Origin of the sequence: Mycobacterium sp. TY814 (assembly GCF_030755175.1) — a bacterium.
Taxonomy (GTDB): Bacteria; Actinomycetota; Actinomycetes; order Mycobacteriales; family Mycobacteriaceae; genus Mycobacterium.
In genome coordinates, this window is the sequence record NZ_JAUFRY010000001.1 from 2,712,160 (window position 1) to 2,733,926 (window position 21,767).

Genomic DNA, 21,767 nt, shown 5'->3' on the forward strand with positions numbered 1-21,767 from the left:
TCAGGCTCGAACGGTTATGCGGCCACCAGCTCCAATTCGGCCGGAGCGGATTCCTTCGGCCGCCGGTGCCACGAGTCCGGAACGCTCAGCCGGATGATCTTGCGCACCACGGTGCCGAACTGCTTGAGCAGCGGTCCTTTGTTGTAGGGGATGCCGTAGCGCTCGCAGATCTCCTGAACCTCCGGCGCGATCTCCGCGTACCGGCGGGCCGGAATGTCCGGGAACAGATGGTGCTCGATCTGGTGTGACAGGTTGCCGGACATCACGTGGAAGAACTTGCCGCCGGTCAGGTTCGCCGAGCCGAGCACCTGGCGGAAGTACCACTGGCCGCGCGACTCGTTCTCGGTCTCTTCCATGGTGAATTCCTGCGTGCCCTCCGGGAAGTGGCCGCAAAAGATGATCGTGTAGGCCCACACGTTACGCATCAGGTTCGCCGTGAGGTTGCCGGCGAAGACGAACGGCGCGAACGGCCCAGCCAACAGCGGGAAGGCCACGTAGTCCTTCAGTGTCTGACGACGGACCTTCCGCCAGATCTCGCGCAGCGTGTCGCGCTTGTCTCGCAGCGTGATCTCTCCGGCGCGGATCCGCTCGGTCTCCAGCTCGTGCAGCGCCACTCCGTATTGGAACAGCACCATCAGCAGGAACGCGTAGACCGGGTTGCCCAGGAAGTACGGCTGCCAGCGCTGGTCCTCGCTCATCCGCAGGATGCCGTAGCCGATGTCGCGGTCCATGCCCACGATGTTGGTGTGGGTGTGGTGCATGTAGTTGTGCGAGTGTCGCCACTGGTCCGACGGGCAGGCGCTGTCCCACTCGAAGTCGCGGCCGGAGATGGTCGGGTCACGCATCCAGTCGTACTGGCCGTGCATGATGTTGTGACCGACCTCCATATTGTCCAGGATCTTCGCGAAGCCCAGCATCGCGGTGCCGAACAACCAGGTCGGCGGCAGGAACAGCAGCGCACGCCCGCCGACCTCCAGGGCGCGCTGGGCCTTGATGACCTTGCGGATGTACTCCGCGTCCTTTTCACCAAGGTCGGCCATCACCCGTTCCCTGATGGCGTCGAGCTCCCTGCCGAAGGCGTCGGCCTGCTCCTTGGTCAGCGTGATCTTGTTCTGCGACATGGCTTTTCCTCCTTGAAGTGTGTGTTGACTAAAGGGCTGTTGGAGTGCTGCTAGAGGGCCAGGTCGACGTCGCCGACCGGAACGGTGACGCAGATCTGCACGTCCTCGTCGGGGGCGGTGGAGACGGCGCCGGTGATCAGATTGCGCACGGTGCCGGAGGTCTTGCGGCGCGTGCAGGTGTGGCAGATGCCCATCCGGCATCCGTTCTGCGGCTTGAGGCCGGCCGATTCGGCCTGCTCCAACAGCGACCGCCCGTCATCGGTGACGTCGACCTTGCTGTCGGCGAAAGTGACCCGGCCACCGGTCGGGTTGGCCGGCGGCTCGAACACCGGCGGCACGAAACTTTCAGTGAACACATTTTCACAGAGTCCCTTGACGGCATCGACCAAAGCGTCTGGCCCGCAGACGAACACCGCGTCGGGCGCCTCCATCGCGGCGGCCAGATGCTCGGCGCCGAAACGGCCTTTCAGATCACCCGAACCCGAACGGGTGAAGCCGTGCAGGACCCGAACCCCGCGCATCGCTGCCAGTTCCTCGCGGTAGCACGCTTCCTCGGGGGTGCGGGCGTAGTGCACGAACGCGAGCTCGCCGGCATGTCCCCGCGCGACCAGTGTGCGCAGCATCGCCAGCACGGGCGTGATTCCGCTGCCGCCGGAGATGAACAGGATGCGGCGGGGCAGTTGCTCTGGCAGTACGAAGTCACCGCCGACGCCGTCCAGGCCGACCACCATGCCGCGGCGGGCCCGCTCGTACAGGTAGCTCGACACCAGTCCGCCGTCGTGCACACCGACGGTCAGCTCGATCTCCGTGCTGCCCTCGACGTTTGCCGGGGAGTAGCACCGCGAGTGCATCCGCCCGTCGATCTCGACGGTCACGTTCACGAACTGGCCGGCCCGGGCGTGGTGGCGCTCAGTGAACGCGGCGTTCGGCGCCAGCGTCAGGGTGACGCTGCGCGGGGTGGTCCGCCGCACGTCGACCACCTTGGCGCGGGCCTCACCGGAGGTCCACGTCGGCGTCACGAGCTCGGTGTACCGGTCGACGCCGTGCGGGCCGGTGAGCAGATCAACGAGGTCGGAACTCAGGACTCGCTTGGCGATCGTCCGAGTGAAAGTTTGAGTGAACATGTGTACACCGTGACACCGGTCGGTGCAGGTGGTCAAGGGTTTTCACCCGTTCTGTGTTACGGTTCACATAGTGAACAGTCGTACTCCTAGCTCACACTCGCGGCGGTCGAGCCGAGAACGGGGGCGCGAAAGCTCCCGTGATACGCCCTCGCGCGAGGAACGCAAAGAGGCAACCCGGCGGGCGATCATCGCCGCGGCGCTCAAGGCACTCAACGACCGCAGTTTCAGCAATCTGAGCCTGCGTGAGGTCACCCGGGAGGCGGGCATCGTTCCGGCGGCCTTCTACCGGCATTTCGAGTCGATGGAGGCACTCGGCCTGGTGCTGATCGACGAATCCTTCCGCAGCCTGCGCGACACGCTGCGCGGGGCCCGGGCCGGCAAGCTGGACCCCAGCCGGGTGATCGAGTCCTCGGTGGAGATCCTGATCGGCAGCGTCGCCGAACAGCGCGAGCACTGGCGCTTCATCTCACGCGAGCGCTCCACCGGAGTGTCCGTGCTGCGCTATGCGATCCGCACCGAGATCAGGCTGATCGTGTCTGAGCTGGCCACTGACCTGGCCCGGTTTCCCCGGTTGAACGAGTGGAGCACCGAGGATCTCAACGTGCTGGCAAGCCTGTTCGTCAACGCGATGATCGTCACCGCCGAGGCCATCGAAGACGCGCAGAGCGCCGAAGCGCTGGAAGACATTCACCGCACCGCGGTCAAACAGCTCCGGATGATCACCATCGGGGTCGCTTCATGGAAGAGCGAACCCTGATCAGACCTCGTTCTCGTCAACGACCTGGAACAACGAGGGTCCGTCCTCGGGAACACCGTCGATCTGACCGCGGTGGGCGCGGCCCGGCATGTCATCGACCGGCTCGACATCCGGGATGACATCGGGCTCCTCTTCGGCGAGCCGCTGGTCCAGCGACTCCCCCTCGCGCTCTTCCCGCGCGGTCATGCCGAACTTGTCGGCCTCGCTCCAACCCTCGGGCGGATCGACGACGATGTCTCCGTCATCGTTGAGCAGCTCGTCGGAGTCGGTGGACTCGGACGGGTCCAGGGTGTTGTCGGGACCGGTTTCCATAGCCGCATTATTTCCCACCGGCGGTGCGGCTAAACAGACAGCGGGAACCCACCGCTGACCTTGAGGGTTTCGCCGGTGATGAACGACGCATCGTCCGAGCACAGGTAGAGCATCGCCGCCACCACGTCGTCCATCGTGCAGAGCCGGTGCACCAGCTGAAGGTCGTGGACGTAATCCTCGACCAGCGGTCGCGGCACATCGGCGAGTGCGCTCTCGGTGTTGGTCATTCCGGGCGCAATCGCGTTGACGCGGATCAGGTCCGGTGAGAGCTCGGAGGCAAAGGCCACCGTCAAGCCGCGCACCGCCAGTTTGGACACCCCGTAGGGGGTACTGCTGGAATAACCGGCCGCCGACGACATGTTCAGCACCACCCCGCCACCACGGCCGCGCATCGAATCACGGCACGCCAGAGTGCAATTGATGACTCCCATGACATTGACGTCGAACATGCCGCGCAGGTCCGCACGGGAGAGGGCGCCGAACGGCTGGTTGTACTTCATCAGGTGGCGGCCGGCGTTGTTGATGAGAATGTCGACGCCACCCAATGTTTCGGTCGCAACCGCCACCGCGGCGTCGACCTGATATTCGTCGGCCACGTCGCAGGGCACCGCGATCGACTGCGCCCCTTGCGATGTCAGTTCGGCGGCCACCTGGGCGGCACTCGCGATGTCGATGTCGGCGATCACAACGCCGGCCCCACGAGCCGCGAGCGCCCGAGCGAAAGCGCGCCCGAGCCCGGCGGCCGCGCCCGTGATGAACGCGGTTTTGCCGGCGAACGCCTGCCCAGTCACTGCGGGTCGCGCCACATCGGCCACAGCGTCGGACCACCGTCGGGAATCGTGATCTCCCCGGTTACCCGGAAGCCGAAACGTTCGTAATACGGCACGTTTTCAGGCTTGGAGGACTCCAAGTAGGCGGGGCAGTACTCGGCGTCGCAACGCTGCAACCGGGACCGCATCAGCACCTGCCCGAAACCCCGGCCACGGACATCCGGGTCGCTGCCGACGACCGCCAGATACCAATGCGGCTCTTCCGGATGCGCGCGTTTCATGATCTCCTGCAGCTCACGGCCCCGCTGGGTTCGCGTACCGAACGCCCGCAGGAAGGTGGGCAGCTGCGCCAGTTCCGCCCAGCGTGATTCCCGCCATTGATTCGGCGGATCCCATAGTGCGGCCGCACCGATGTCCGCTCCTTCGCAGGCCACCTCGACGCCGCCGCGCGGCAGATGGTGATGGCGGGTCATCGTGGCGAACACCCGGCCCAGGTGCTTCCGCCGCGCGTCATCGTCGGGCAGGATCCACATCGTGACCGGGTCGTCGAAGAAGGCGCGGCCCAGAGTGCGGCTCAACTTGCGAAGGTCAGCTTTTTGCGCCGGGCGCGCCTGCGGAGTCACCTCACTCACGGTAGGTGGCTGAGGTGAGGCACGCCAGCCTGTGCGCTGAAGGTGTGGGGGCAGGGGGCGAGGGTATTCCGATGCCATGACCGGTATCTCGAGAAGGGCGATGGCGCAGCTGGCCGCCGGAATGGGCGTGGCCGCTGCCGCCGGGCTGTCCGGTTGCCAGTCACGGCAGGCGCCCGGGTCCGCGCAGCCGCGGGATGTCGGATTCGTGTTGTCCCACGAGCAGTTCCGCACCGATCAACTGGTCTCGCAGGCGCAGGCCGCCGAGAACGCCGGGTTCACGTACGTCTGGGCCAGCGATCATCTGCAGCCGTGGCAGGACAACCAGGGCCACTCCATGTTCCCCTGGCTGACGTTGGCACTGGTGGGCAACAGCACCAGCCGGATCTCCTTCGGCACCGGGGTGACCTGCCCGACCTATCGCTACCATCCGGCCACCGTCGCGCAGGCATTCGCGTCACTGGCCATCCTCAGTCCGGGCCGGGTCTTTCTGGGCCTTGGCACCGGTGAACGTCTCAACGAGCAAGCCGCCACCAACACCTACGGCAACTACACCGAGCGTCACGACCGGCTGGTAGAGGCGATCGGATTGATCCGGCAGCTCTGGAGCGGGGAGCGAATCTCCTTCGAAGGCAAGTATTTTCAGACGAACTCGCTGAAACTGTACGACGTGCCCGCCGCGCCGCCGCCGATCTTCGTGGCCGCCGGCGGACCCAAGAGCGCAACGCTGGCCGGTCGGTACAGCGACGGGTGGATCGCCCAGGCGCCCGATATCACGAACGCGAAACTGCTCGCCGCGTTCAACGCGGGCGCGCAGCAGGCAGGTCGCAACCCCGCCACCATGGGCAAGCGTGCCGAGTTGTTCGCCGTCGTCGGTGACGCCGCAACCGCCGCGCGCGCCGCGGCGCTGTGGCGATTCACCGCCGGCGCCGCCGATCAACCCAACCCCGTCGAGATCCAGCGCGCCGCCGAGACGAATCCGACCGAGAAGGTGCTCGGCAATTGGACCGTGGGCACCGACCCGGCTGTGCACATCAACGCCGTGCAGGCGATTCTCGACGCGGGTGCCGTGCCGTTCCTGCACTTCCCCCAGGATGACCCACACACCGCGATCGACTTCTACCGCACCAGCGTGCTGCCCGAACTGCGCTGATCCTACGATGGTGTGACTCAACGATGCCGGCGCAGCGCTGCGCCGGGGAACGGTGGCCAACCGTGTGGGACTTCGAAACGGACCCGGAATACCAGGCCAAGCTGGACTGGGTCGAGAAATTCATGGTCGAGGAACTCGAACCGCTCGATCTTGTCGCGCTCGATCCGTACGACAAGCAGAACGCCGAGATGATGGCGATCCTGCGGCCGTTGCAGCAACAGGTTAAGGAACAGGGGCTGTGGGCCGCCCATCTGACGCCCAAACTCGGCGGGCAGGGCTTCGGTCAGGTGAAACTCGCGTTGCTCAACGAGATCCTCGGACGTTCCCGATGGGCGCCGTCGGTATTCGGTTGCCAGGCTCCCGATTCGGGCAACGCCGAGATTCTGGCGCTGTTCGGCACCGAGCAGCAGAAGGCGCGCTATCTGCAGCCCCTGCTGGACGGCGAAATCACCTCCTGTTACTCAATGACCGAACCACAGGGTGGTTCGGACCCGGGACTGTTCGTCACCTCGGCGACCCGCGACGGTGACGACTGGATCATCAACGGCGAGAAGTGGTTCTCCACCAACGCAAAACACGCGTCGTTCTTCATCGTTATGGCTGTCACCAATCCGGAGGGCCGCACGTACGAGAAGATGTCGCTGTTCATCGTGCCGGCCGAGACACCGGGCATCGAGATCATCCGCAATCTCGGTGTGGGCGCCGAATCCTCCAAACGCGCCACCCACGGCTACGTTCGCTATCGCGACGTCAGGGTGCCCGCCGATCACGTCCTCGGCGGCGAGGGGCAGGCGTTCATGATCGCGCAGACGCGCCTCGGCGGCGGCCGTATCCACCATGCGATGCGCACAATCGCCTTGGCGCGCCGCGCTTTCGACATGATGTGCGAGCGCGCGGTGTCCCGTCAGACCCGGCACGGGCGACTGTCCGACTTCCAGATGACCCAGGAGAAGATCGCCGACAGCTGGATCCAGATCGAGCAGTTCCGGTTGCTGGTGCTGCGCACCGCGTGGCTGATCGACAAACACCACGACTACCAGAAGGTGCGTCGCGACATCGCGGCGGTGAAGGTCGCGATGCCCCAGGTTCTGCACGATGTGGCGCAGCGCGCCCTGCACCTGCACGGCGCGCTCGGCGTGTCCGACGAGATGCCGTTCGTCAAGATGCTGGTGGCCGCCGAATCGCTGGGCATCGCCGACGGCGCGACCGAGTTACACAAGATGACCGTGGCCCGCCGCACCCTGCGCGAATATCAGCCTGTGACAACGCCTTTCCCGTCACAGCACATACCGACGCGCAAGGCCGAAGCGGAGGCGCGACTGGCCGCCCGACTGGAGCACTCCATCGCCGAGTTCTGACGCACCTGTCCCCGCGAGCAGACGCGAACTCGCACTATTTCGGCAGCCCGCGTGCGATTTTGTGTCTGCTCGCGAGGAAAGTCAGCTGATGTAGCGGACGATGCTCTCGGCCACGCAGGCTGGCTTGGCCGAGCCCTCGATCTCGACGGTGGTCGACACCACGGCCTGCACCGCGCCGTTGCCGACGTCGTCGACGCTGACCAGTGAGCTCGTCGCACGCACCCGCGACCCCACCGGCACGGGGGCCGGGAAGCGAACCTTGTTCAGGCCGTAATTGATCGCCAGTTTGATGCCCTTGACGGTGTACATGTCGTGCTGCAGCCGCGGCAGCAGCGACAGGGTCATGAACCCATGCGCGATGGTGGTCCCGAACGGCCCCTTCGCGGCTCGTTCCGGGTCCACGTGGATCCACTGGTGGTCACCGGTCGCGTCGGCGAACAGGTTGACCTCCTCCTGACTGATCGTCACCCAGTCGCTCTGTCCGATGGTCTCCCCCGCCGCCGCGGCGAGGTCGGCGACTGACTCGAAGGTGCGCATGGTCTCTCCTCTGGTCCTGATGGCGCCCGGGTATGCATAGAACTTATGCGGCTCCTGCTGATCACCGACACCCACGTCCCGAAACGCGCCCGCGACCTTCCCGCGCCGGTATGGGACGAGGTCGCCGCCGCCGACGTCGTCATCCACGCCGGCGACTGGGTGACGCCGGACCTGCTGGACCGACTCGAGGACGCGTCCGCCCGGCTGATCGCGTGCTGGGGCAACAACGACGGCGACGAACTGCGGTCCCGGCTGCCCGAGCGCGCGGACGTGGACCTGGGTGGACTGCACTTCACCGTCGTGCACGAGACAGGCGGCGCCGCAGGCCGCGACGCGCGGATGTCTCGGCTCTACCCCGAGACCGACGTGCTGGTGTTCGGCCACAGCCACATCCCATGGGACACCACCACAACCACCGGACTGAGGCTGCTGAACCCGGGCTCGCCGACCGATCGGCGCCGGCAACCGTTCTGCACGTACATGACGGCCACGGCGGACCAGGCCAGCGCCCAGCTCGACGTGACGCTGCACCAGCTCCCTGCGGTGCGCCGGGAATAAATAGCTCGACTACAGAGCTATTATGGACCGTGGTGGAAACCAAGACCGATGTGGTCGCTGACCTGCCGCGGATCCTCGGCAGGTTTCGTCGTCAACTGCGCCGGGCCGCAGGCACCGGATATCCGGCCGGGCGGCTCTCCGAGTCGCAGGCCGAATTGTTGCGCCTCGTCTCGCACCGCCCGGGAGTGTCGGTCAGCGTCGCCGCCGCCGAATTGGGCCTCGTGCCCAACACCGCCTCCACCCTGGTGTCCAAGCTGTCCTGCGCGGGATTGCTGGAACGGACGGCGGACCCGGACGACCGACGGGTGAGCCGGCTGCGGCTCACCGAATCGGCTCAGCACGTGATGGACGCGACGGCGGCAACGCGCCGGGCCGTGCTCGCCGACCTGGTCGATGAGCTTGACGACGACCAGATCGGGGTATTGGCCAAGGGGCTGGAGGTGCTCGAAGAGATGACCAGGAAGCTGCAGGAGCGATGCACATGACAGACGCAATCGATTGCCGGCACCTGACCTATCGCTATGGCCAGCACACGGCCGTCGACGACGTGACTTTCACGGTGCGGCCAGGCGAGACCATGGGTCTGCTCGGCCCCAACGGTGCCGGCAAGACAACGGTGGTACGGGTGCTGACCACTCTGGCGCCGGTCCAGCACGGCGAACTGCGCATCTTCGGACTGGATGCGAAAAGCCAGACGATCGATATACGAAGCAATATCGGCTATGTGCCACAACAACTTTCCATTGAGACGACGTTGACCGGCCGGCAGAACGTGACCTGGTTCGCCAGGCTGTACGGCGTCCCGCGGGCCGAGCGGACCCAGCGTGTTGAACAGGCGCTGGCCGCAATGGATCTGCTCGATGTGGCCGACAAGCCCGCATCCAGCTACTCCGGCGGCATGGTGCGCCGTCTGGAAGTGGCGCAGGCCCTGGTCAACCGCCCCTCGCTACTGGTGCTGGACGAACCGACCGTCGGCCTGGACCCCATCGCACGCGACGGTGTCTGGACGCAGGTCCGCCGGATGCAGGAGCAGTTCGGCATGACTGTGCTGTTGACCACCCACTACATGGAAGAAGCGGACGCGTTGTGCGACCGGGTCGCACTGATGCATCGCGGCGCACTGCAGGCCGTGGGCAGCCCTGAGGAGTTGAAGGCGGCCCTGTCGCCGGAGGCCACGCTCGAAGATGTCTTCCGCCACTATTCGTCGGCCGGTCTCACCCAAGACTCGTCAGATATCAGCGAAATCCGGGCCGTCAGAAGGGTGGCCCGCCGTGTCGGTTGATCACACCCCCCCATTCACCTTCGAACTAGTTCGCGCTCCACACGGATTGGACAGGGCCAGAGCGACATTGAGCCGCATCGGCGCGTTCGCGATCGTGGAACTGCAGAAGTTGCGGCACGACCGGACCGAGCTCGTGATGAGGATGGTGCAGCCAGCGCTGTGGCTGCTGATCTTCGGCACCACCTTCAGCCACCTGCGCGTGATCGACACCGGCAACGTCAGCTATCAGGCGTTCCTGGCCCCCGGCATCATCGCCCAGTCGGCATTGTTCATCTCCATTTTCTATGGCATCCAGATCATCTGGGACCGTGATTCGGGCGTCCTGGCAAAGCTGATGGTGACGCCGGCGCCCGCCTCGGCCCTGATCACCGGCAAGTCGTTCGCTGCCGGGGTGCGGTCGGTGGCACAGGTGGTCGGCGTGCTGGCGCTGGCCTACGCGACAGGCATCGGGCTTACCGTCAATCCGCTGCGGATTCTGGCGGCGATGGTCGTCGTCATGCTCGGCGCGGCGTTCTTCGCCTGCCTGTCAATGACATTGGCCGGTCTGGTGCGTAACCGTGATCGCCTGATGGGTATCGGTCAGGCCATCACCATGCCACTGTTCTTCGCCTCCAATGCGCTGTATCCGGTTGACGTCATGCCGGGCTGGTTGCATGCCCTGAGCAAGGTCAACCCGCTCAGCTACGAGGTCGACGTGCTGCGCGCGCTGTTGATCGGCACCCCATTCCACCTCGTGGACGTCATCGTGCTGCTGGTGGCGCCGGTCGTCGGAATCGTCACGGCGTCAACATTTTTTGCGGCGCCTCGTCGCATAGCGCATCCAGCGGCGTACCAGAAGGCGACGATACCCTTCCGGTGGCCATTCGTTACCCGACGGTGACCGGCTGAACTGGTATCCGGCCCGACTCCCAATCGTTAGCCAACCGCGACAAAGTTCTCCGGCCACGACGGGCTCGCCGGGCCCGTCGTCTGTGTTTCACTCGCCCAAGAACAGATTCCACGAGTGGCAGATGAAAGTTGGGATGGGTAGAAACGATGAAATTCGTTGAAAGGCTGTGTGGCGCAGCGGCAACCATACCTCGACGGTTGGCTTTCGCCGCTATGGGTGCTGCCCTGCTGACCGGTCTCGTCAGCGCGGTCGGCGGTTCGGCCACCTCGGGCGCGTTCTCCCGCCCGGGGCTGCCGGTCGAGTATCTGCAGATCCCGTCGCAGGCGATGGGTCGCAACATCCGGGTCCAATTCCAGAGTGGCGGAGCGCATTCGGTCCTCCTGCTGGACGGCCTGCGTGCCCAGGACGACTACAGCGGCTGGGACATCAACACCCCCGCATTCGAGGAGTTCTACAACTCCGGCCTCTCGGTGATCATGCCGGTCGGCGGGCAGTCCAGCTTCTACAGCGACTGGTACCAGCCCTCACAGGGCAACGGGCAGAACTACACCTACAAGTGGGAGACCTTCCTGACCCGGGAGATGCCCGCGTGGCTGCAGGCCAACAAGGGCACCTCGCCGGTCGGCAATTCGGTTGTGGGCCTGTCCATGTCGGGCAGCTCGGCGCTGGTGATGGCGGCCTACTACCCGCAGATGTTCCCCTACGCCGCCTCGCTGTCGGGCTTCCTCAACCCCTCCGAGGGTTGGTGGCCGACCCTGATCGGGCTGGCGATGAACGACTCGGGCGGCTACAACGCGAACAGCATGTGGGGACCGTCCTCTGACCCGGCCTGGAAGCGCAACGACCCGATGATGCAGATTCCGCGCCTGGTCGCCAACAACACCCGGATCTGGGTCTACTGCGGCAACGGCACTCCCAGCGACCTCGGCGGCGACAACATGCCGGCGAAGTTCCTCGAAGGCCTGACGCTGCGCACCAACCAGCAGTTCCAGCAGACCTACGCGGCCAACGGCGGACGCAACGGGGTGTTCCAGTTCCCGGGCAACGGCACCCACTCCTGGAACTACTGGAACCAGCAACTGATGGCGATGAAGCCCGACATGCTGCAGGTGATCAACGCGGTCAACGCCGCGGCCCCTCCGCCACCGGCACCGGCGCCCGCCGGTCCTCCCGTCGCGGGCACCTGACGGGTTGCCACCAGAGCCACATCGGCAGCAGCGCTACGGCCAGCGCTGCTGCCGATGTTCCTTTTCGGAAGGTAGCAGCGCCCCCGATTAATCCAGCAACCCGCGTCGGTCGGCGTGCAGGTAGGTGTAACACGTGGTCACCAGACACACGACCGCGGCGACACCGAGCATCTGAGTGCCGCTGACCACCAAGCTGATCGCCCCGCCGATCGCCGCGCCCAGCATGAACGTCGCGAGCATCATGAAGTAGCCGAACCAGTCCTCGATCCGCCCCCCGGCCATGTGACGTTCGATGCCCTGGCCCATTTTCACCAGCGTGCCCGTCACGTAACTCAGCGGAATAGAGACTTCGCCGTCCTTGACGAAAGAAGTGTTCAGCGCGCCGATCCCGAAGACCACGAACATGATCGGCACGAAATCGAGCAGGGTCTGCTCCCACCCGCCCAGCACGATATCGAGGGCCGTCGCGAACACCAGACAAAAGGTGGTCAGCACCGTCGGACCATGCGGGTGCTCGGCCCAGAACCGGCGCCGGCACACCGACGAGACGATCACCCCGGCCACGAAACACAGCAGCAGCGTGCCCGCACTCAATGACAGGGTCACGTCGTCCCGGAACACCCCCAGCACGGCACGCTGGGCATTTCCGGTCATGAACGTGACGAAGTACCCCTCTGAGTGGGTGAATGCGGTGGCTCCGAGCACCCCGGCCAATGCGGCCAGCACCCAGGCCAGTCTCGCTTCGCTGTCGTACATCTCTTTCTGCACACGAGCATGCTTCCAGAGCGACGCGACTTGGGCACCCCAAAGGGCATAGCCGACCTCGAGTCAGGCCGTCGTCAGACGTGCGATCGAGCGCAGCGGTATCGGCAGCCAGGTAGGCCGGTGCCGTGCCTCGTATCCGGTCTCGTAGACCGCCTTGTCGAGCTCATAAGCGGCCAGCAGCAGCGCCGAATCGCGCGGGTCGATCCCGGACGCGGCCGCGTAGCCGTCGCAGAACGCGGTGCGGTTGCGCTCGACCCATTCCCGGGCCCGCGCCGCCTTCTGCTTGTCCGCCGCGTTCTCCACCAACGGCCCGTAGGCCGCGTACTCGAAGGACCGCAACACCCCGGCGACGTCGCGTAACGGTGAATCCGGTGCACGCCGCTCCTTCAGCGGCTGGCCCGGCTCACCTTCGAAGTCGATCAGCACCCAGCTCTCCGGGGTTCGCAGCACCTGTCCCAGGTGCAGGTCGCCGTGCACCCGCTGCACGGTGATCTGCTCGTCGGCCAGCTTGCCGAACCGCTCCTCGATTGTCGCGGCGTACTGCTCGAGTTCGGGCACCGTGGCCACGGCCGCGCTGAGCCGCGACAGCACATGGTCCAGCGGAAAGACCGTCTGCGACGTCCCGAGGGTCTCGGCCAGGGTGGCGTGCACCGACGCCACCGCCTCGCCGAGCCGATAGGACTCGCCGGCGAAGTCACCGCCGACCTCATGGGCGTAGAGGTCACCCTCGGCAAACAGATCGCGGACGCTGGCGGTGGCCATCGCCCAGCCCTCGGCCGCGTTGGCCGCGAACGCGGTGACCATGCCCAGCGGCGACGACGCGTCCGGATCGCCCGCCGCGCCCACCTCGTAGGCGCCGAGCAACTTCGCGACGTGCGTGTTGCCCGCGCGGCCGAGCACCCGGTTGAGCTCGATGTCGGGGTTGATACCGGGGCTGACCCGCCGGAACACCTTGAAGATGGCGCACGGTGCCCGGTCGAAGATCACGCTGGTGTTGCTCTGCTCGGCGTCCGAGACCCGCGGATAGGCGTCCAGCGGCAATCCGGCGCCGGGCTCTTTGGAGAACCTGACCTGGCTTTCGGACTCGCCCCGCACGGCCGCGGAGTCGATCAGCGACAGCAGGAACTGCGCGGCCGACGGGTCGTACAGCGCGTCGAATGCCGTGTGATCTTCGGCCGAACCGATGGTGGCCAGGGTGCTGTACTCGGTGACCGGCTCGGTGTCCCAGCCCACGATCACCTGGTAGCGCTCGGTGAAGCCGTCGGCATAACCGACGTCGACCAGCACCAGGTCCAGGTTCGTGCGCAGCGGGACCACCAGCGATACGTCGGCGGTGGACAGTTGCCGGTTGCGCCCGGCGTACCACCGTTGCTGGGGGAGCCAGTCCGCCCACGGGAGGTTTGCGGGCATTGTCGGGCGGGTCATCGGTTCTCCTCCGAAGCGGACAGCTGGAACCAGTAGAAACCGTGTCCCGGGAGCGTGAGCAGATAAGGCAGGTGCCCGATCCGGGGAAATTCCACCTGTCCGGTGAGTTCGATTGGGGTGTAGTTGTTCCACTGCTGCAGGTTCAATTCGATTCTTATCTCTAGGAGAGGTAGATGAAAGTGGGTGTGACCAGCGGTGATACCGCCACGGTCATATCCATGACGGGGCCATAGTTCAACGGTAGAACGGGGCCTTTGCAAGGCTCAAATCGGGGTTCGATTCCCCGTGGCTCCACCTTTGGTCGGTACGGCCGGCGGTGACACTACGCCCGTCTGATCCGCCCGATGCCGGGCAGGAACCGGTCGACAGCCTCACAGTAGTCGCGGTAGGCCTGGCCGTGGGTGGCGGTGAGGTAGGGCTCTTCGATCAGGCGGACCTGCAGTTGACTACCGATGATGATCATCACGACGCCGGCGAGTGCAATACCGTTGGGAACCGCAAAGGTTAGTCCGATAACCATGACGTTGATCGACGTGTAGATGGGGTTGCGCACGATCGCGAAAATGCCGGTGGTGACCAGTGGCGGGCGTTCGGTGGGGTCGACAGTGGTGCGCCACGAAGATCCCATTGCGCGTTGGGCGCCGAACGCGGCGAACACGCCCAGTGCGGCGAGCATGATGCCGGCGACGCGGCTGGGCCCGTGGTCCAACAGTGGCACTGGCTGCAGGCCCAGCAGTTCGGCGATGGGGGCGGCGATGCCGGGCAGCAGCATGCCGGAGGCCAGGGTTCCTCGGGCCCACCACTGTTTGGGTGTGCGAGGGATGCGGATGCCGCTGTCGCCGGTGCGATGGCGTTGAATACGGGCTCGCACGTAGCCGTCGAGCAGCCAGAAAGCCGCGACGAGGAGCAAGGCGATGATGGCGTACATCGCGGACATCGTGGTCGGCTTTCGTGGTCGCGGGGGTGGCAGGTCAGATCTTTCGGGCGGCCCCGATGAAGAGGAGCCCGCGAAGGTGGTGTTCGATGCGGGCGGTGCCGTGCAGGCCGTGGCGGGCCAGTTCAGCGGCGAATTCGTCTGACTCGAAGCGGTTTTCGCGTGGGTGCACGGTGAATGTGCGGAACGCCCAGGTGTCGAGCATGCGGCGTGGAACTTCCTCGAACAACAGCAGCCCACCGGGGCGCAACACTCGGGCGATCTCGGCGACGGCCAGCTGCCAGTGCGGGACGTGGTGGATGATGCCGAAGTCAACGACGGTGTCGTGGCTGGCGGTCGGCTGATGGATGTCGCAGACATCGCCGACTGACAGGGATACGGGCCTGTGATGGAGGCGTTTGCGGGCGAGCTCGACCATGGTGTCGTCGAGGTCGAATGCGGTGACGTGGCGGGCCTGGAGCCGGTCGAGGATGACTTCGGAGCCGACACCTCGTCCGCAGCCGGTCTCGAGTACGTCCTGGCCGGTGAGGTCGCCACCGGCGAGGCGGCGAAACCATGCGGCTTCCCGATGGTGTTGATGGGCAGCCCGAATCGGGTTGTTCATCGCTGCCCGTTCGATGGTGTTGAGCTTCACCGCGCCACCTCAGCCTTCATCAATCGCAAGCGCTGTCATCGACTAATTCCGATCAATCTATGTTGTAGGCTATCATCGCGATATGTCGATGAAAAGTATGGGTGCTGCGCCGCCGAGTGCATCGCGCGACGAGTTGGCGGGGGCGGTGGCGTTGTTTCACAGTCTGTCCGATCCCACCCGGTTGGCGATCGCCCGCCGCCTAGCTGGTGGTGAGGCTCGGGTGGTGGATCTGACCGGTGAGTTGGGATTGGCGCAATCGACGGTGTCGTCGCATCTGGCGTGCCTGCGCGACTGTGGGCTGGTGGATTTCCGGCCCCAGGGCCGCGCCTCGGTGTATCGGCTGGCCCGGCCGGAACTGCTGGACATGTTTCGCGAGGCCGAGGCGGTGTTGGAGGCGACCGGCAACGCCGTCGCCTTGTGCCCCAACTACGGCCACCCGACTGAACGGAAGGTAGCGCGATGAGCGAGGCGTGCGGCTGCGGCAGCGACGACCGCAACGAAGGCGAGCAGGAACCCGAACGGCTCTGGGAGATCACCGAACTACGCGCGGCCGCAGCCGCGGGGGTGGTGCTGCTGGCCGGCTATGCGGTCGGCTGGTCCGGCGGCCCCCATGTGGTCGAAATCGGCCTGTATGCGCTGGCGTTGGCGATCGGGGCCTACACGTTCGTACCCTCGACGCTGCGCCGGTTAGCGCAAGGCAAGATCGGGGTCGGCACGCTGATGACGATCGCTGCCATCGGCGCGGTGATCCTCGGCGAGGTCGGCGAAGCCGCCATGCTGGCGTTCCTGTTCTCCATCAGCGAGGGCCTCGAAGAATACTCACTGGCCCGGACCCGCCGGGGACTGCGCGCGTTGTTGGCGCTGGTGCCCGACGAGGCCACCGTCCTGCGCGACGGCGCCGAAATCACCATCCCGCCAGCGGAGTTGCGGGTCGGTGACCGGATGCTGGTCAAGCCCGGCGAACGGGTCGCGACCGACGGCACCATCACCTCGGGGCGCACCGCACTGGATGTCTCGGCCATCACCGGCGAATCCGTTCCGGTGGAGGCCGGACCCGGCAGTGATGTGTTCGCCGGATCGATCAACGGCACCGGGGTGCTCGAAGTCGAGGTCACCTCCAGCGCTGCTGATAACTCGTTGGCCCGCATCGTGGCGATCGTGGAGGCTGAGCAGTCCCGCAAGGGCCGCCGACGGGTTGGGCTTCGAAGGTTGCCCATGCGGTGAAGTCGGCGGGCTGGCCGGCGCGGAACCATTGGAAGTAGTGCGCGTAGCACAATCCGCGCCGCTCGGCGCCTGCGGAGTGGGGGCCGCCCAGCCAGTACCGCTCGCTGTTGCATGCGTCGACGGCGCAGGGGTCCGCCGCCTGGCGGCGGCGGTCTCCGGCCGGTTCGACCACCTGCCACGTCGGCTGACACCACGGCCCGTCGGGTACCCGTAGCGGCGAACGGCGGCCTCTGCGCGTGGAGTCAGGGTGGGAATCAATGTTTCTCATGGCCTGCCTCGCGCTGCGGTGGCGCCCACACCAGCTGCTCGGTGCGGCGCAATCGGTCTGCCAGATCGTCGCTGGCGAGGTGGATGTAGACGTCGGCGCTGGCGGCGTGCGACTGGCCAAGCCGGGCAGCGATCTCAGCCAACGTCCATCCGGCCTTGGCCAGCGCAGTTGCGTGGGTATGGCGCAGCATGTGTGGGTGCAGCCCGTCAAGGCCCGCTACGGAGCCGATGTGCTCGATGATCTGGTAGGCGTTCGAGTACGACAGCGGCCCGCCGACCGGGGGCCGGGACAGGTTGACGAACACGTAATCGCTGTCCAGGTCGGAGATCTCACTGAGGAGGTAAGCGGCGTACAGGTCGAAGAACCGGCGGGGCGCGGCCACCGCGAATTGCGCTCGCTGCTTTGACAGCGCCCCGTTGGCGTTGTCCTCCCGGCGGCACACCTGCACTCGCTTGCGCATCGGGTCCAGGTCGGCGTGCCGTAGGCCTAACGCCTGCCCGACCCGCAGGCCCAGGTCATAGAGCGCGGAGAGCAGCAGCCGGTCGCGGTGGGTCGACGCCGCCGCCAGCAACGTCGCGAAGTCGGCCTCGAAGTCGATCAGCTGCACGGTCTCTGCCGGCTGCTTGCCCGGCCGGGTCAACCGGGAGACCGCGCTGGGGTGGCGTTGCTCGATGTGGGCCAGGAAGCTGTGTGCCCGGCGCGGGAGCCGCGACGGGTTGCGGGTCAACACCAGATCCTGCGGTCCGCGGCCTTCGACGCGGTGGAACTCGTAGAACTCGCGCACGGCCGCGCTCACCGCTTTGACCGTTCCCGGCGCCCGGCTACCGGACCGGGTCGGCAGCGGGGGCAAACCGGCCGACAGCGCCCCCACGAAATCACACAGTGCGTCGAATACTACGGCGTCCCAGTCGATTCCGCGTGCGCCCAGCCACCGGTAGAACAAGCTCAGGTGGCGCGCATACGAGCGGACGGTGTTCTGCGACCGGCCGATCGCACGCAGCCAGTGCAGGAACTGCTCGACCTCCCCGACCGGTAGGCCTGAAGCGTCTACGACCGTCCACGACGCCCGTCCGTGGATGGTCACCGGTGCCGCCTTCACTCGGCATCCCGGGTTTCCTCGGGGCGCCGGGGCCGCACCTGGATGTCGGGCCGCAGGTCTTCCTGCGGTTGGCGGGCCGGCATCGGCGCGGCTGCGGCGGTGTCGGCAGGAAGTGCCCCGGGCAGCCACTTCATGTCGCGCTTGCGCCACGTCGCGTATTGGGCCTGCACCTTGGCCATCGGAACCTCGAAGCGGTCCCAGTCGACGCCCGGCGCGCTGACCCAGATCCGGCGGATATGGGTGTCGGTGACGATGTCGTAGTCCCAGGTCAGCTCGCAATGGGTGGGATCGCCGATCAGGCCCAGGGTCGCCGAATCCTGGGTGAAGAACGCGGTCCGCCGCGGGGTGGTCGGTTCCATCTCGTTGTGGTGGATCATCATGTGCGTCTTGCCGCGGCTGTTGATCTCGGGCCAGCGGTAGGGCTTGACGACCGTGTGTCCGGGTGGATGCATGCCGCGGGTGCTCAGCCACACATCGGTGCCCGCCGCGACGGCGGCCGCAACATATGTGCCGCGCCCGAGCCCTTGCATCACGGTTCGCAGATGTGCGGAGTGCCGGGCCAACAAGGCGTTCCAGTCATCGACGGCGGCCAGCAGCATCGCCCCCACCCCGACCGCCACCTGGTTGAGCAGCCGTCGGGCCTCCTTGCGGGAGACCGGACGGTCGGGTGTGTTGGGTTGATCCATCGGAGCTGTCACGACCCCGCCTTTCAGCCGAAAACCTTGCATAGAATCGTGCGGACCGGGGTAAAGTTTGAGGCCGGAAGACACGCCGATCGCATACGGAGCAGCCGGTCTGCAGGCGTCACGGGCTGGAGTTGCGCTATCGTCACACCAGCCACACACGCCCCACGTCCGTTAGTGGGCGTGAACTGGGAAAACGCAGATCAAACGGTGTTTCTGCGCGAATTCGCGGCGGCGGCGGGCTAGTGTCGAAAGACAGCACCGAGACGGTTGGGGAGGCGATCTGTGACGGCACCGGACCCGTACGACGACGCGGCGAACAGCGTGATGGTGCAGTTGACCCGGTTGTCGCGTGGGTGGTCGAAAAAGCGCCTGGCCGACGAGGCCGGGGTGTCGGCCTCGCACGTCAGCAGGGTCGAGGCGGGGCTGCTGCCCCTGGCAGGGAAGGCCTTGCTCGACTACGCGCAGGCCATGGAATGCCGCCCGGAAGCGCTGTGCGTGCCCTTCACCCGGTCCCCGGCCCAGGGCAGCCACTTCCGGGCCAACCTGAGTGCGGCCGAGTGGAAGCGTGACCGCGTGTGGGCGCGCGCGAATCTTGTCGCGATGCGGATCGGCCGCCTGGTGTCCCGCGCCGACATCAACCCCAAGCTTGCGCTTCCCGATCTCGACCCGGCCGACTACGCCTCCGAGCTCGGAGAGATCACCGTCGCCCAGGTTCTGCGCCGCCTGTGGCGCGTCGCCGGCCCGATCCGCTCGATGACCGAATTGCTCGAAGCCGCAGGGGTGTTCGTTGTGGTCGATGGTTTCCTCGACGACGAGATCGACGCGGTGACCCTGCGAGCAAGCGAGTATCACCCGCACCTGGTGTACGTCAACGCGGCCCGGCCGCCCGACCGCATGCGGATGACGCTGGCCCACGAACTCGGCCACCTGGTCATGGATGCGATGACGCTGGTCAGCCCCGCCGAGGCCGAGCGGCGGGCCAACAGTTTCGCCGCCGAGTTCCTCGCCCCCATCGCCGACATCGGCTTTGACTTGGACCGCGTGTCAGTGCGGGCCGTGCATGAACTCGATGAGCTGCGCCTCACCTGGGGTGTGAGCGCGTCGTCGCTGGTCGTGCGGGCCCGCGAGCGAGGTGTGCTCTCCGACTACCAGTACCGCTCGATGTTCCGGCTGCTCAACGAGACCGGCCGCATGTATGGCCCCCGCCCCGGCGTGGCCGAGGAGATGCCCCGTCTCGTCGGCGACGTACTCGGCCAACTCGCGGCCGGCGGCTACACCGCCAGTGAACTCGACGACATTACGCTGCTCACCGGCGCGCAACGCGGCGCGCTCTTCGGCGTAAGCGACAGGCCCGGCGCCCGGCACCTCACGATGGTCTAAACACCGGGCGCGATCGTGGGCTGGAATCGCACCCCGGTCCGCGACGAGCAGTGGAAAGCGCCGGTCCACTGGACCAAGCAGGGGCAAGCCCTTGAGCAGGACCACGCCGCAGGCGGCCGCCGATGCCGTGTGGTGAACGACAGTGGTGGTGCGCTCGGACGGGTCGTCCTGCGGCGCAGATACCTGCGTATCTACGCCGAACTGCGGTGGCAGACCAACAACAAAGAATGCAGCACGTACCTCTGCCAGGTATCAGGCAAGAGCCGAAGCGCAAACCTGGCGGCCGCCTGGCGGCGAGCGCACAGTCTCGGCCTGACCGCTGCCGGCCGTGACGCAAAGGCGTGATAAGTCATCGGCAAACACCACACCTTGCTGACCTCCTCGCCTGGCTGGTTACGCGATGGATGATGCCGGTGGTCAACGCGATATCGCGGAGGCGGCTACTTCGGCCACCGGATCATGGTCCCGGCCTGGCTGTGCCAGTGGTTTGGTGCGCCCGGCCCGGACACCGTTGGCGATGACGACGATTTCGGCGAGTTCGTGCACCGCGACGACCGCGGCCAGGCCGAGCACACCGGTGAGGGCGAGCGGGATGAGCACTGCGATCAATCCCAGTGAGAGGCCGACGTTTTGGAGCATGATGCGCCGGGCTCGCCGCGCGTGGGCCAGGGCCTGGGTGAGGTGGCGCAGGTCTTCACCCATGAGGGCGACGTCGGCGGTTTCGATGGCCACGTCGGTGCCCATCGCACCCATCGCGATCCCCAAATCGGCGGTGGCCAGAGCGGGGGCGTCATTGACGCCATCACCGACCATGGCCGTCGAGGAGCGTTGGCGCAGTTGACCGATCAGCGCCGCCTTGTCTTCGGGCCGCAGATCGGCATGCACCGTATCGATCCCCACCTGGCGGGCCAGGGCTTGGGCGGTCGCTTGGTTGTCGCCGGTGAGCATGGCGACCTGATAGCCGCCGCGGCGCAGGTGTTCGACGACCTGGGCGGCTTCGGGCCGCAGTTCGTCGCGCACCGCGACCGCCCCAATGACCTGACCGTTGTCTTCGACCAGCACGGCGGTGGCGCCGGCGGCCTGCATGGCCGCGACGTGTTCGGACAAGGGTCCGGGGTCGAGCCAGCCGGGGCGCCCGAGCCGTAGCCGGTGGCCGTCACGGTGGCCGAGCAGTCCGGCCCCGGTCACCGCCTCCACATCCTCAGCTGGTTGGACCGGCCCCTCGGTGGCGGCGAGAATCGCTGCAGCCAGCGGGTGTTCGCTGCGGGCCTCCAACGCCGCCGCCACATCTAACACGTGGTCGCGGCTGTTGCCGTTGGTGGTGGCGACGTCGATGACGGTGGGCTGGTTGGCGGTCAGGGTGCCGGTCTTGTCTAGCGCGACGGTGCGCACCGCGCCGAGGGCTTCCAGCGCGGCGCCGCCTTTGACGAGGACGCCGAGCTTGGAGGCGGCGCCGATCGCGGCGACGACGGTGACCGGCACCGAGATGGCCAGCGCGCACGGGGAGGCGGCCACCAGCACGACCAGGGCACGTTCAATCCACACCAGCGGATCACCCAACACGGAACCGATGGCGGCGATCAGCGCGGCCGCGACCATGATCGCCGGAACAAGCGGTTTGGCGATGCGGTCGGCCAGGCGCTGGCTGGCACCTACGCCAAGCCGCGGCCCCGTC

Annotated in this window: 22 protein-coding genes, 1 tRNA gene and 4 pseudogenes; 13 read left to right on the plus strand and 14 right to left on the minus strand. The window is 66.5% G+C overall.

Annotation, left to right across the window (positions count from 1 at the left end):
* Positions 1–14: 14 nt before the first annotated feature.
* Positions 15–1,121 carry an acyl-CoA desaturase gene (locus QXH22_RS11945; protein ID WP_306243368.1) on the minus strand — a complete coding sequence of 369 codons (1,107 nt, stop codon included), beginning with the start codon at positions 1,119–1,121 and terminating at the stop codon, positions 15–17.
* A 50-nt stretch (positions 1,122–1,171) separates the two neighbouring features.
* On the minus strand, positions 1,172–2,245 hold the full coding sequence (locus tag QXH22_RS11950) for a ferredoxin reductase (protein WP_306243370.1): 1,074 nt from the start codon (positions 2,243–2,245) through the stop codon (positions 1,172–1,174).
* Between the two features lie 70 nt (positions 2,246–2,315).
* On the opposite strand from QXH22_RS11950, the gene QXH22_RS11955 reads away from it, so the two are divergent.
* A complete protein-coding gene (locus QXH22_RS11955) occupies positions 2,316–3,002 on the plus strand; it encodes a TetR family transcriptional regulator (protein ID WP_306243372.1) in 687 nt (228 codons plus the stop codon).
* On the opposite strand, the gene QXH22_RS11960 is transcribed toward QXH22_RS11955, so the two are convergent.
* Genes QXH22_RS11960 through QXH22_RS11970 form a run of 3 tightly spaced genes read right to left on the minus strand, consistent with a single transcriptional unit; the run spans position 3,003 to position 4,707 of the window.
* Entirely contained in the window at positions 3,003–3,314 is a 312-nt protein-coding gene (locus tag QXH22_RS11960; protein ID WP_306275655.1) for a hypothetical protein, read from the minus strand.
* 29 nt (positions 3,315–3,343) lie between these two features.
* Complete coding sequence (locus QXH22_RS11965) at positions 3,344–4,120, minus strand: SDR family NAD(P)-dependent oxidoreductase (RefSeq protein WP_306243375.1); 777 nt, start codon at positions 4,118–4,120, stop codon at positions 3,344–3,346.
* Positions 4,102–4,707, minus strand: a complete 606-nt coding sequence (locus QXH22_RS11970; RefSeq protein ID WP_306244510.1) for a GNAT family N-acetyltransferase — start codon at positions 4,705–4,707, stop codon at positions 4,102–4,104. The genes QXH22_RS11965 and QXH22_RS11970 overlap by 19 nt, the downstream gene beginning before the upstream one ends.
* Before the next feature lie 85 nt (positions 4,708–4,792).
* Here QXH22_RS11970 and QXH22_RS11975 point away from each other — a divergent pair, with 85 nt between their 5' ends.
* Both QXH22_RS11975 and QXH22_RS11980 read left to right on the plus strand, forming a co-directional pair.
* Positions 4,793–5,866, plus strand: a complete 1,074-nt coding sequence (locus QXH22_RS11975; protein ID WP_306275658.1) for a F420-dependent hydroxymycolic acid dehydrogenase — start codon at positions 4,793–4,795, stop codon at positions 5,864–5,866.
* A gap of 62 nt (positions 5,867–5,928) precedes the next feature.
* Positions 5,929–7,224: an acyl-CoA dehydrogenase family protein gene (locus QXH22_RS11980; protein WP_306275660.1), complete on the plus strand. Its 1,296-nt coding sequence runs from the start codon at positions 5,929–5,931 to the stop codon at positions 7,222–7,224.
* Positions 7,225–7,305: 81 nt separating this feature from the next.
* Here the strand turns inward: QXH22_RS11980 and QXH22_RS11985 are convergent, their stop codons facing one another.
* Positions 7,306–7,761: a MaoC family dehydratase gene (locus QXH22_RS11985; RefSeq protein ID WP_306243381.1), complete on the minus strand. Its 456-nt coding sequence runs from the start codon at positions 7,759–7,761 to the stop codon at positions 7,306–7,308.
* Between the two features lie 45 nt (positions 7,762–7,806).
* Here QXH22_RS11985 and QXH22_RS11990 point away from each other — a divergent pair, with 45 nt between their 5' ends.
* The 5 genes and pseudogenes from QXH22_RS11990 to ag85C all read left to right on the plus strand — a co-directional run bounded on the left by QXH22_RS11990 (position 7,807) and on the right by ag85C (position 11,677).
* Positions 7,807–8,319: a metallophosphoesterase family protein gene (locus tag QXH22_RS11990; RefSeq protein WP_306275663.1), complete on the plus strand. Its 513-nt coding sequence runs from the start codon at positions 7,807–7,809 to the stop codon at positions 8,317–8,319.
* 32 nt (positions 8,320–8,351) lie between these two features.
* Positions 8,352–8,804: a MarR family winged helix-turn-helix transcriptional regulator gene (locus QXH22_RS11995; protein ID WP_306243385.1), complete on the plus strand. Its 453-nt coding sequence runs from the start codon at positions 8,352–8,354 to the stop codon at positions 8,802–8,804.
* Complete coding sequence (locus tag QXH22_RS12000; protein WP_371934185.1) at positions 8,801–9,601, plus strand: ATP-binding cassette domain-containing protein; 801 nt, start codon at positions 8,801–8,803, stop codon at positions 9,599–9,601. Before QXH22_RS11995 ends, QXH22_RS12000 begins: the two co-directional genes overlap by 4 nt.
* Positions 9,591–10,416: pseudogene (locus QXH22_RS12005) on the plus strand (ABC transporter permease). The gene QXH22_RS12000 and the pseudogene QXH22_RS12005 overlap by 11 nt, the downstream one beginning before the upstream one ends.
* Positions 10,417–10,636: 220 nt before the next feature.
* Positions 10,637–11,677 (plus strand): diacylglycerol acyltransferase/mycolyltransferase Ag85C, encoded by a 1,041-nt coding sequence (gene ag85C / locus QXH22_RS12010; RefSeq protein ID WP_306275666.1) that lies wholly within the window; start codon positions 10,637–10,639, stop codon positions 11,675–11,677.
* An 87-nt stretch (positions 11,678–11,764) separates the two neighbouring features.
* Here ag85C and QXH22_RS12015 read toward each other — a convergent pair whose 3' ends face one another.
* The 3 genes and pseudogenes from QXH22_RS12015 to QXH22_RS12025 all read right to left on the minus strand — a co-directional run.
* Entirely contained in the window at positions 11,765–12,445 is a 681-nt protein-coding gene (locus QXH22_RS12015) for a YoaK family protein (RefSeq protein WP_306243393.1), read from the minus strand.
* A 60-nt stretch (positions 12,446–12,505) separates the two neighbouring features.
* Complete coding sequence (locus QXH22_RS12020; protein WP_306243395.1) at positions 12,506–13,867, minus strand: maltokinase; 1,362 nt, start codon at positions 13,865–13,867, stop codon at positions 12,506–12,508.
* A pseudogene (locus tag QXH22_RS12025) lies at positions 13,864–14,019 on the minus strand (alpha-glucosidase C-terminal domain-containing protein); the annotation flags it as partial. The pseudogene QXH22_RS12025 and the gene QXH22_RS12020, both read right to left, overlap by 4 nt.
* Before the next feature lie 71 nt (positions 14,020–14,090).
* Here QXH22_RS12025 and QXH22_RS12030 point away from each other — a divergent pair.
* A tRNA-Ala gene (locus QXH22_RS12030) sits at positions 14,091–14,161 on the plus strand.
* A gap of 28 nt (positions 14,162–14,189) precedes the next feature.
* On the opposite strand, the gene QXH22_RS12035 is transcribed toward QXH22_RS12030, so the two are convergent.
* Together QXH22_RS12035 and QXH22_RS12040 are read right to left on the minus strand one after the other, a co-directional pair.
* Positions 14,190–14,804, minus strand: a complete 615-nt coding sequence (locus tag QXH22_RS12035; RefSeq protein ID WP_016895219.1) for an isoprenylcysteine carboxylmethyltransferase family protein — start codon at positions 14,802–14,804, stop codon at positions 14,190–14,192.
* Between the two features lie 34 nt (positions 14,805–14,838).
* Positions 14,839–15,435: a bifunctional 2-polyprenyl-6-hydroxyphenol methylase/3-demethylubiquinol 3-O-methyltransferase UbiG gene (locus QXH22_RS12040; RefSeq protein ID WP_016895220.1), complete on the minus strand. Its 597-nt coding sequence runs from the start codon at positions 15,433–15,435 to the stop codon at positions 14,839–14,841.
* 82 nt (positions 15,436–15,517) lie between these two features.
* On the opposite strand from QXH22_RS12040, the gene QXH22_RS12045 reads away from it, so the two are divergent.
* Positions 15,518–15,898, plus strand: a complete 381-nt coding sequence (locus QXH22_RS12045) for a metalloregulator ArsR/SmtB family transcription factor (protein WP_082658790.1) — start codon at positions 15,518–15,520, stop codon at positions 15,896–15,898.
* A pseudogene (locus QXH22_RS12050) lies at positions 15,895–16,620 on the plus strand (cation-transporting P-type ATPase); the annotation flags it as partial. The gene QXH22_RS12045 and the pseudogene QXH22_RS12050, both read left to right, overlap by 4 nt.
* A 293-nt stretch (positions 16,621–16,913) precedes the next feature.
* On the opposite strand, the gene QXH22_RS12055 reads toward QXH22_RS12050, so the two are convergent.
* Both QXH22_RS12055 and QXH22_RS12060 read right to left on the minus strand, forming a co-directional pair.
* The gene (locus QXH22_RS12055; protein WP_306275669.1) at positions 16,914–18,011 is read right to left on the minus strand and encodes a tyrosine-type recombinase/integrase; all 1,098 of its coding nucleotides are present in this window, start codon (positions 18,009–18,011) and stop codon (positions 16,914–16,916) included.
* An 11-nt stretch (positions 18,012–18,022) separates the two neighbouring features.
* Positions 18,023–18,724 (minus strand): hypothetical protein, encoded by a 702-nt coding sequence (locus tag QXH22_RS12060; RefSeq protein WP_306275671.1) that lies wholly within the window; start codon positions 18,722–18,724, stop codon positions 18,023–18,025.
* A gap of 270 nt (positions 18,725–18,994) precedes the next feature.
* On the opposite strand from QXH22_RS12060, the gene QXH22_RS12065 reads away from it, so the two are divergent.
* Together QXH22_RS12065 and QXH22_RS12070 are read left to right on the plus strand one after the other, a co-directional pair.
* A complete protein-coding gene (locus QXH22_RS12065; protein WP_016895225.1) occupies positions 18,995–20,092 on the plus strand; it encodes an XRE family transcriptional regulator in 1,098 nt (365 codons plus the stop codon).
* A 15-nt stretch (positions 20,093–20,107) separates the two neighbouring features.
* Positions 20,108–20,437, plus strand: a complete 330-nt coding sequence (locus tag QXH22_RS12070; protein ID WP_016895224.1) for a hypothetical protein — start codon at positions 20,108–20,110, stop codon at positions 20,435–20,437.
* A 72-nt stretch (positions 20,438–20,509) separates the two neighbouring features.
* Here QXH22_RS12070 and QXH22_RS12075 read toward each other — a convergent pair.
* A pseudogene (locus QXH22_RS12075) lies at positions 20,510–21,745 on the minus strand (heavy metal translocating P-type ATPase); the annotation flags it as partial.
* Positions 21,746–21,767: the final 22 nt, after the last annotated feature.

What these genes read in the sequence shown, in the direction of transcription:
- QXH22_RS11960 (WP_306275655.1), bottom strand. Translation starts at nt 3,314, where the DNA reads ATGGAAACCGGTCCCGACAACACCCTGGACCCGTCCGAGTCCACCGAC.
- ag85C (WP_306275666.1), top strand. Translation starts at nt 10,637, where the DNA reads ATGAAATTCGTTGAAAGGCTGTGTGGCGCAGCGGCAACCATACCTCGA.
- QXH22_RS12035 (WP_016895219.1), bottom strand. Translation starts at nt 14,804, where the DNA reads ATGTCCGCGATGTACGCCATCATCGCCTTGCTCCTCGTCGCGGCTTTC.
- QXH22_RS11975 (WP_306275658.1), top strand. Translation starts at nt 4,793, where the DNA reads ATGACCGGTATCTCGAGAAGGGCGATGGCGCAGCTGGCCGCCGGAATG.
- QXH22_RS12020 (WP_306243395.1), bottom strand. Translation starts at nt 13,867, where the DNA reads ATGACCCGCCCGACAATGCCCGCAAACCTCCCGTGGGCGGACTGGCTC.
- QXH22_RS12000 (WP_371934185.1), top strand. Translation starts at nt 8,801, where the DNA reads ATGACAGACGCAATCGATTGCCGGCACCTGACCTATCGCTATGGCCAG.
- QXH22_RS11990 (WP_306275663.1), top strand. Translation starts at nt 7,807, where the DNA reads ATGCGGCTCCTGCTGATCACCGACACCCACGTCCCGAAACGCGCCCGC.
- QXH22_RS11985 (WP_306243381.1), bottom strand. Translation starts at nt 7,761, where the DNA reads ATGCGCACCTTCGAGTCAGTCGCCGACCTCGCCGCGGCGGCGGGGGAG.
- QXH22_RS12045 (WP_082658790.1), top strand. Translation starts at nt 15,518, where the DNA reads ATGTCGATGAAAAGTATGGGTGCTGCGCCGCCGAGTGCATCGCGCGAC.
- QXH22_RS11950 (WP_306243370.1), bottom strand. Translation starts at nt 2,245, where the DNA reads ATGTTCACTCAAACTTTCACTCGGACGATCGCCAAGCGAGTCCTGAGT.
- QXH22_RS11945 (WP_306243368.1), bottom strand. Translation starts at nt 1,121, where the DNA reads ATGTCGCAGAACAAGATCACGCTGACCAAGGAGCAGGCCGACGCCTTC.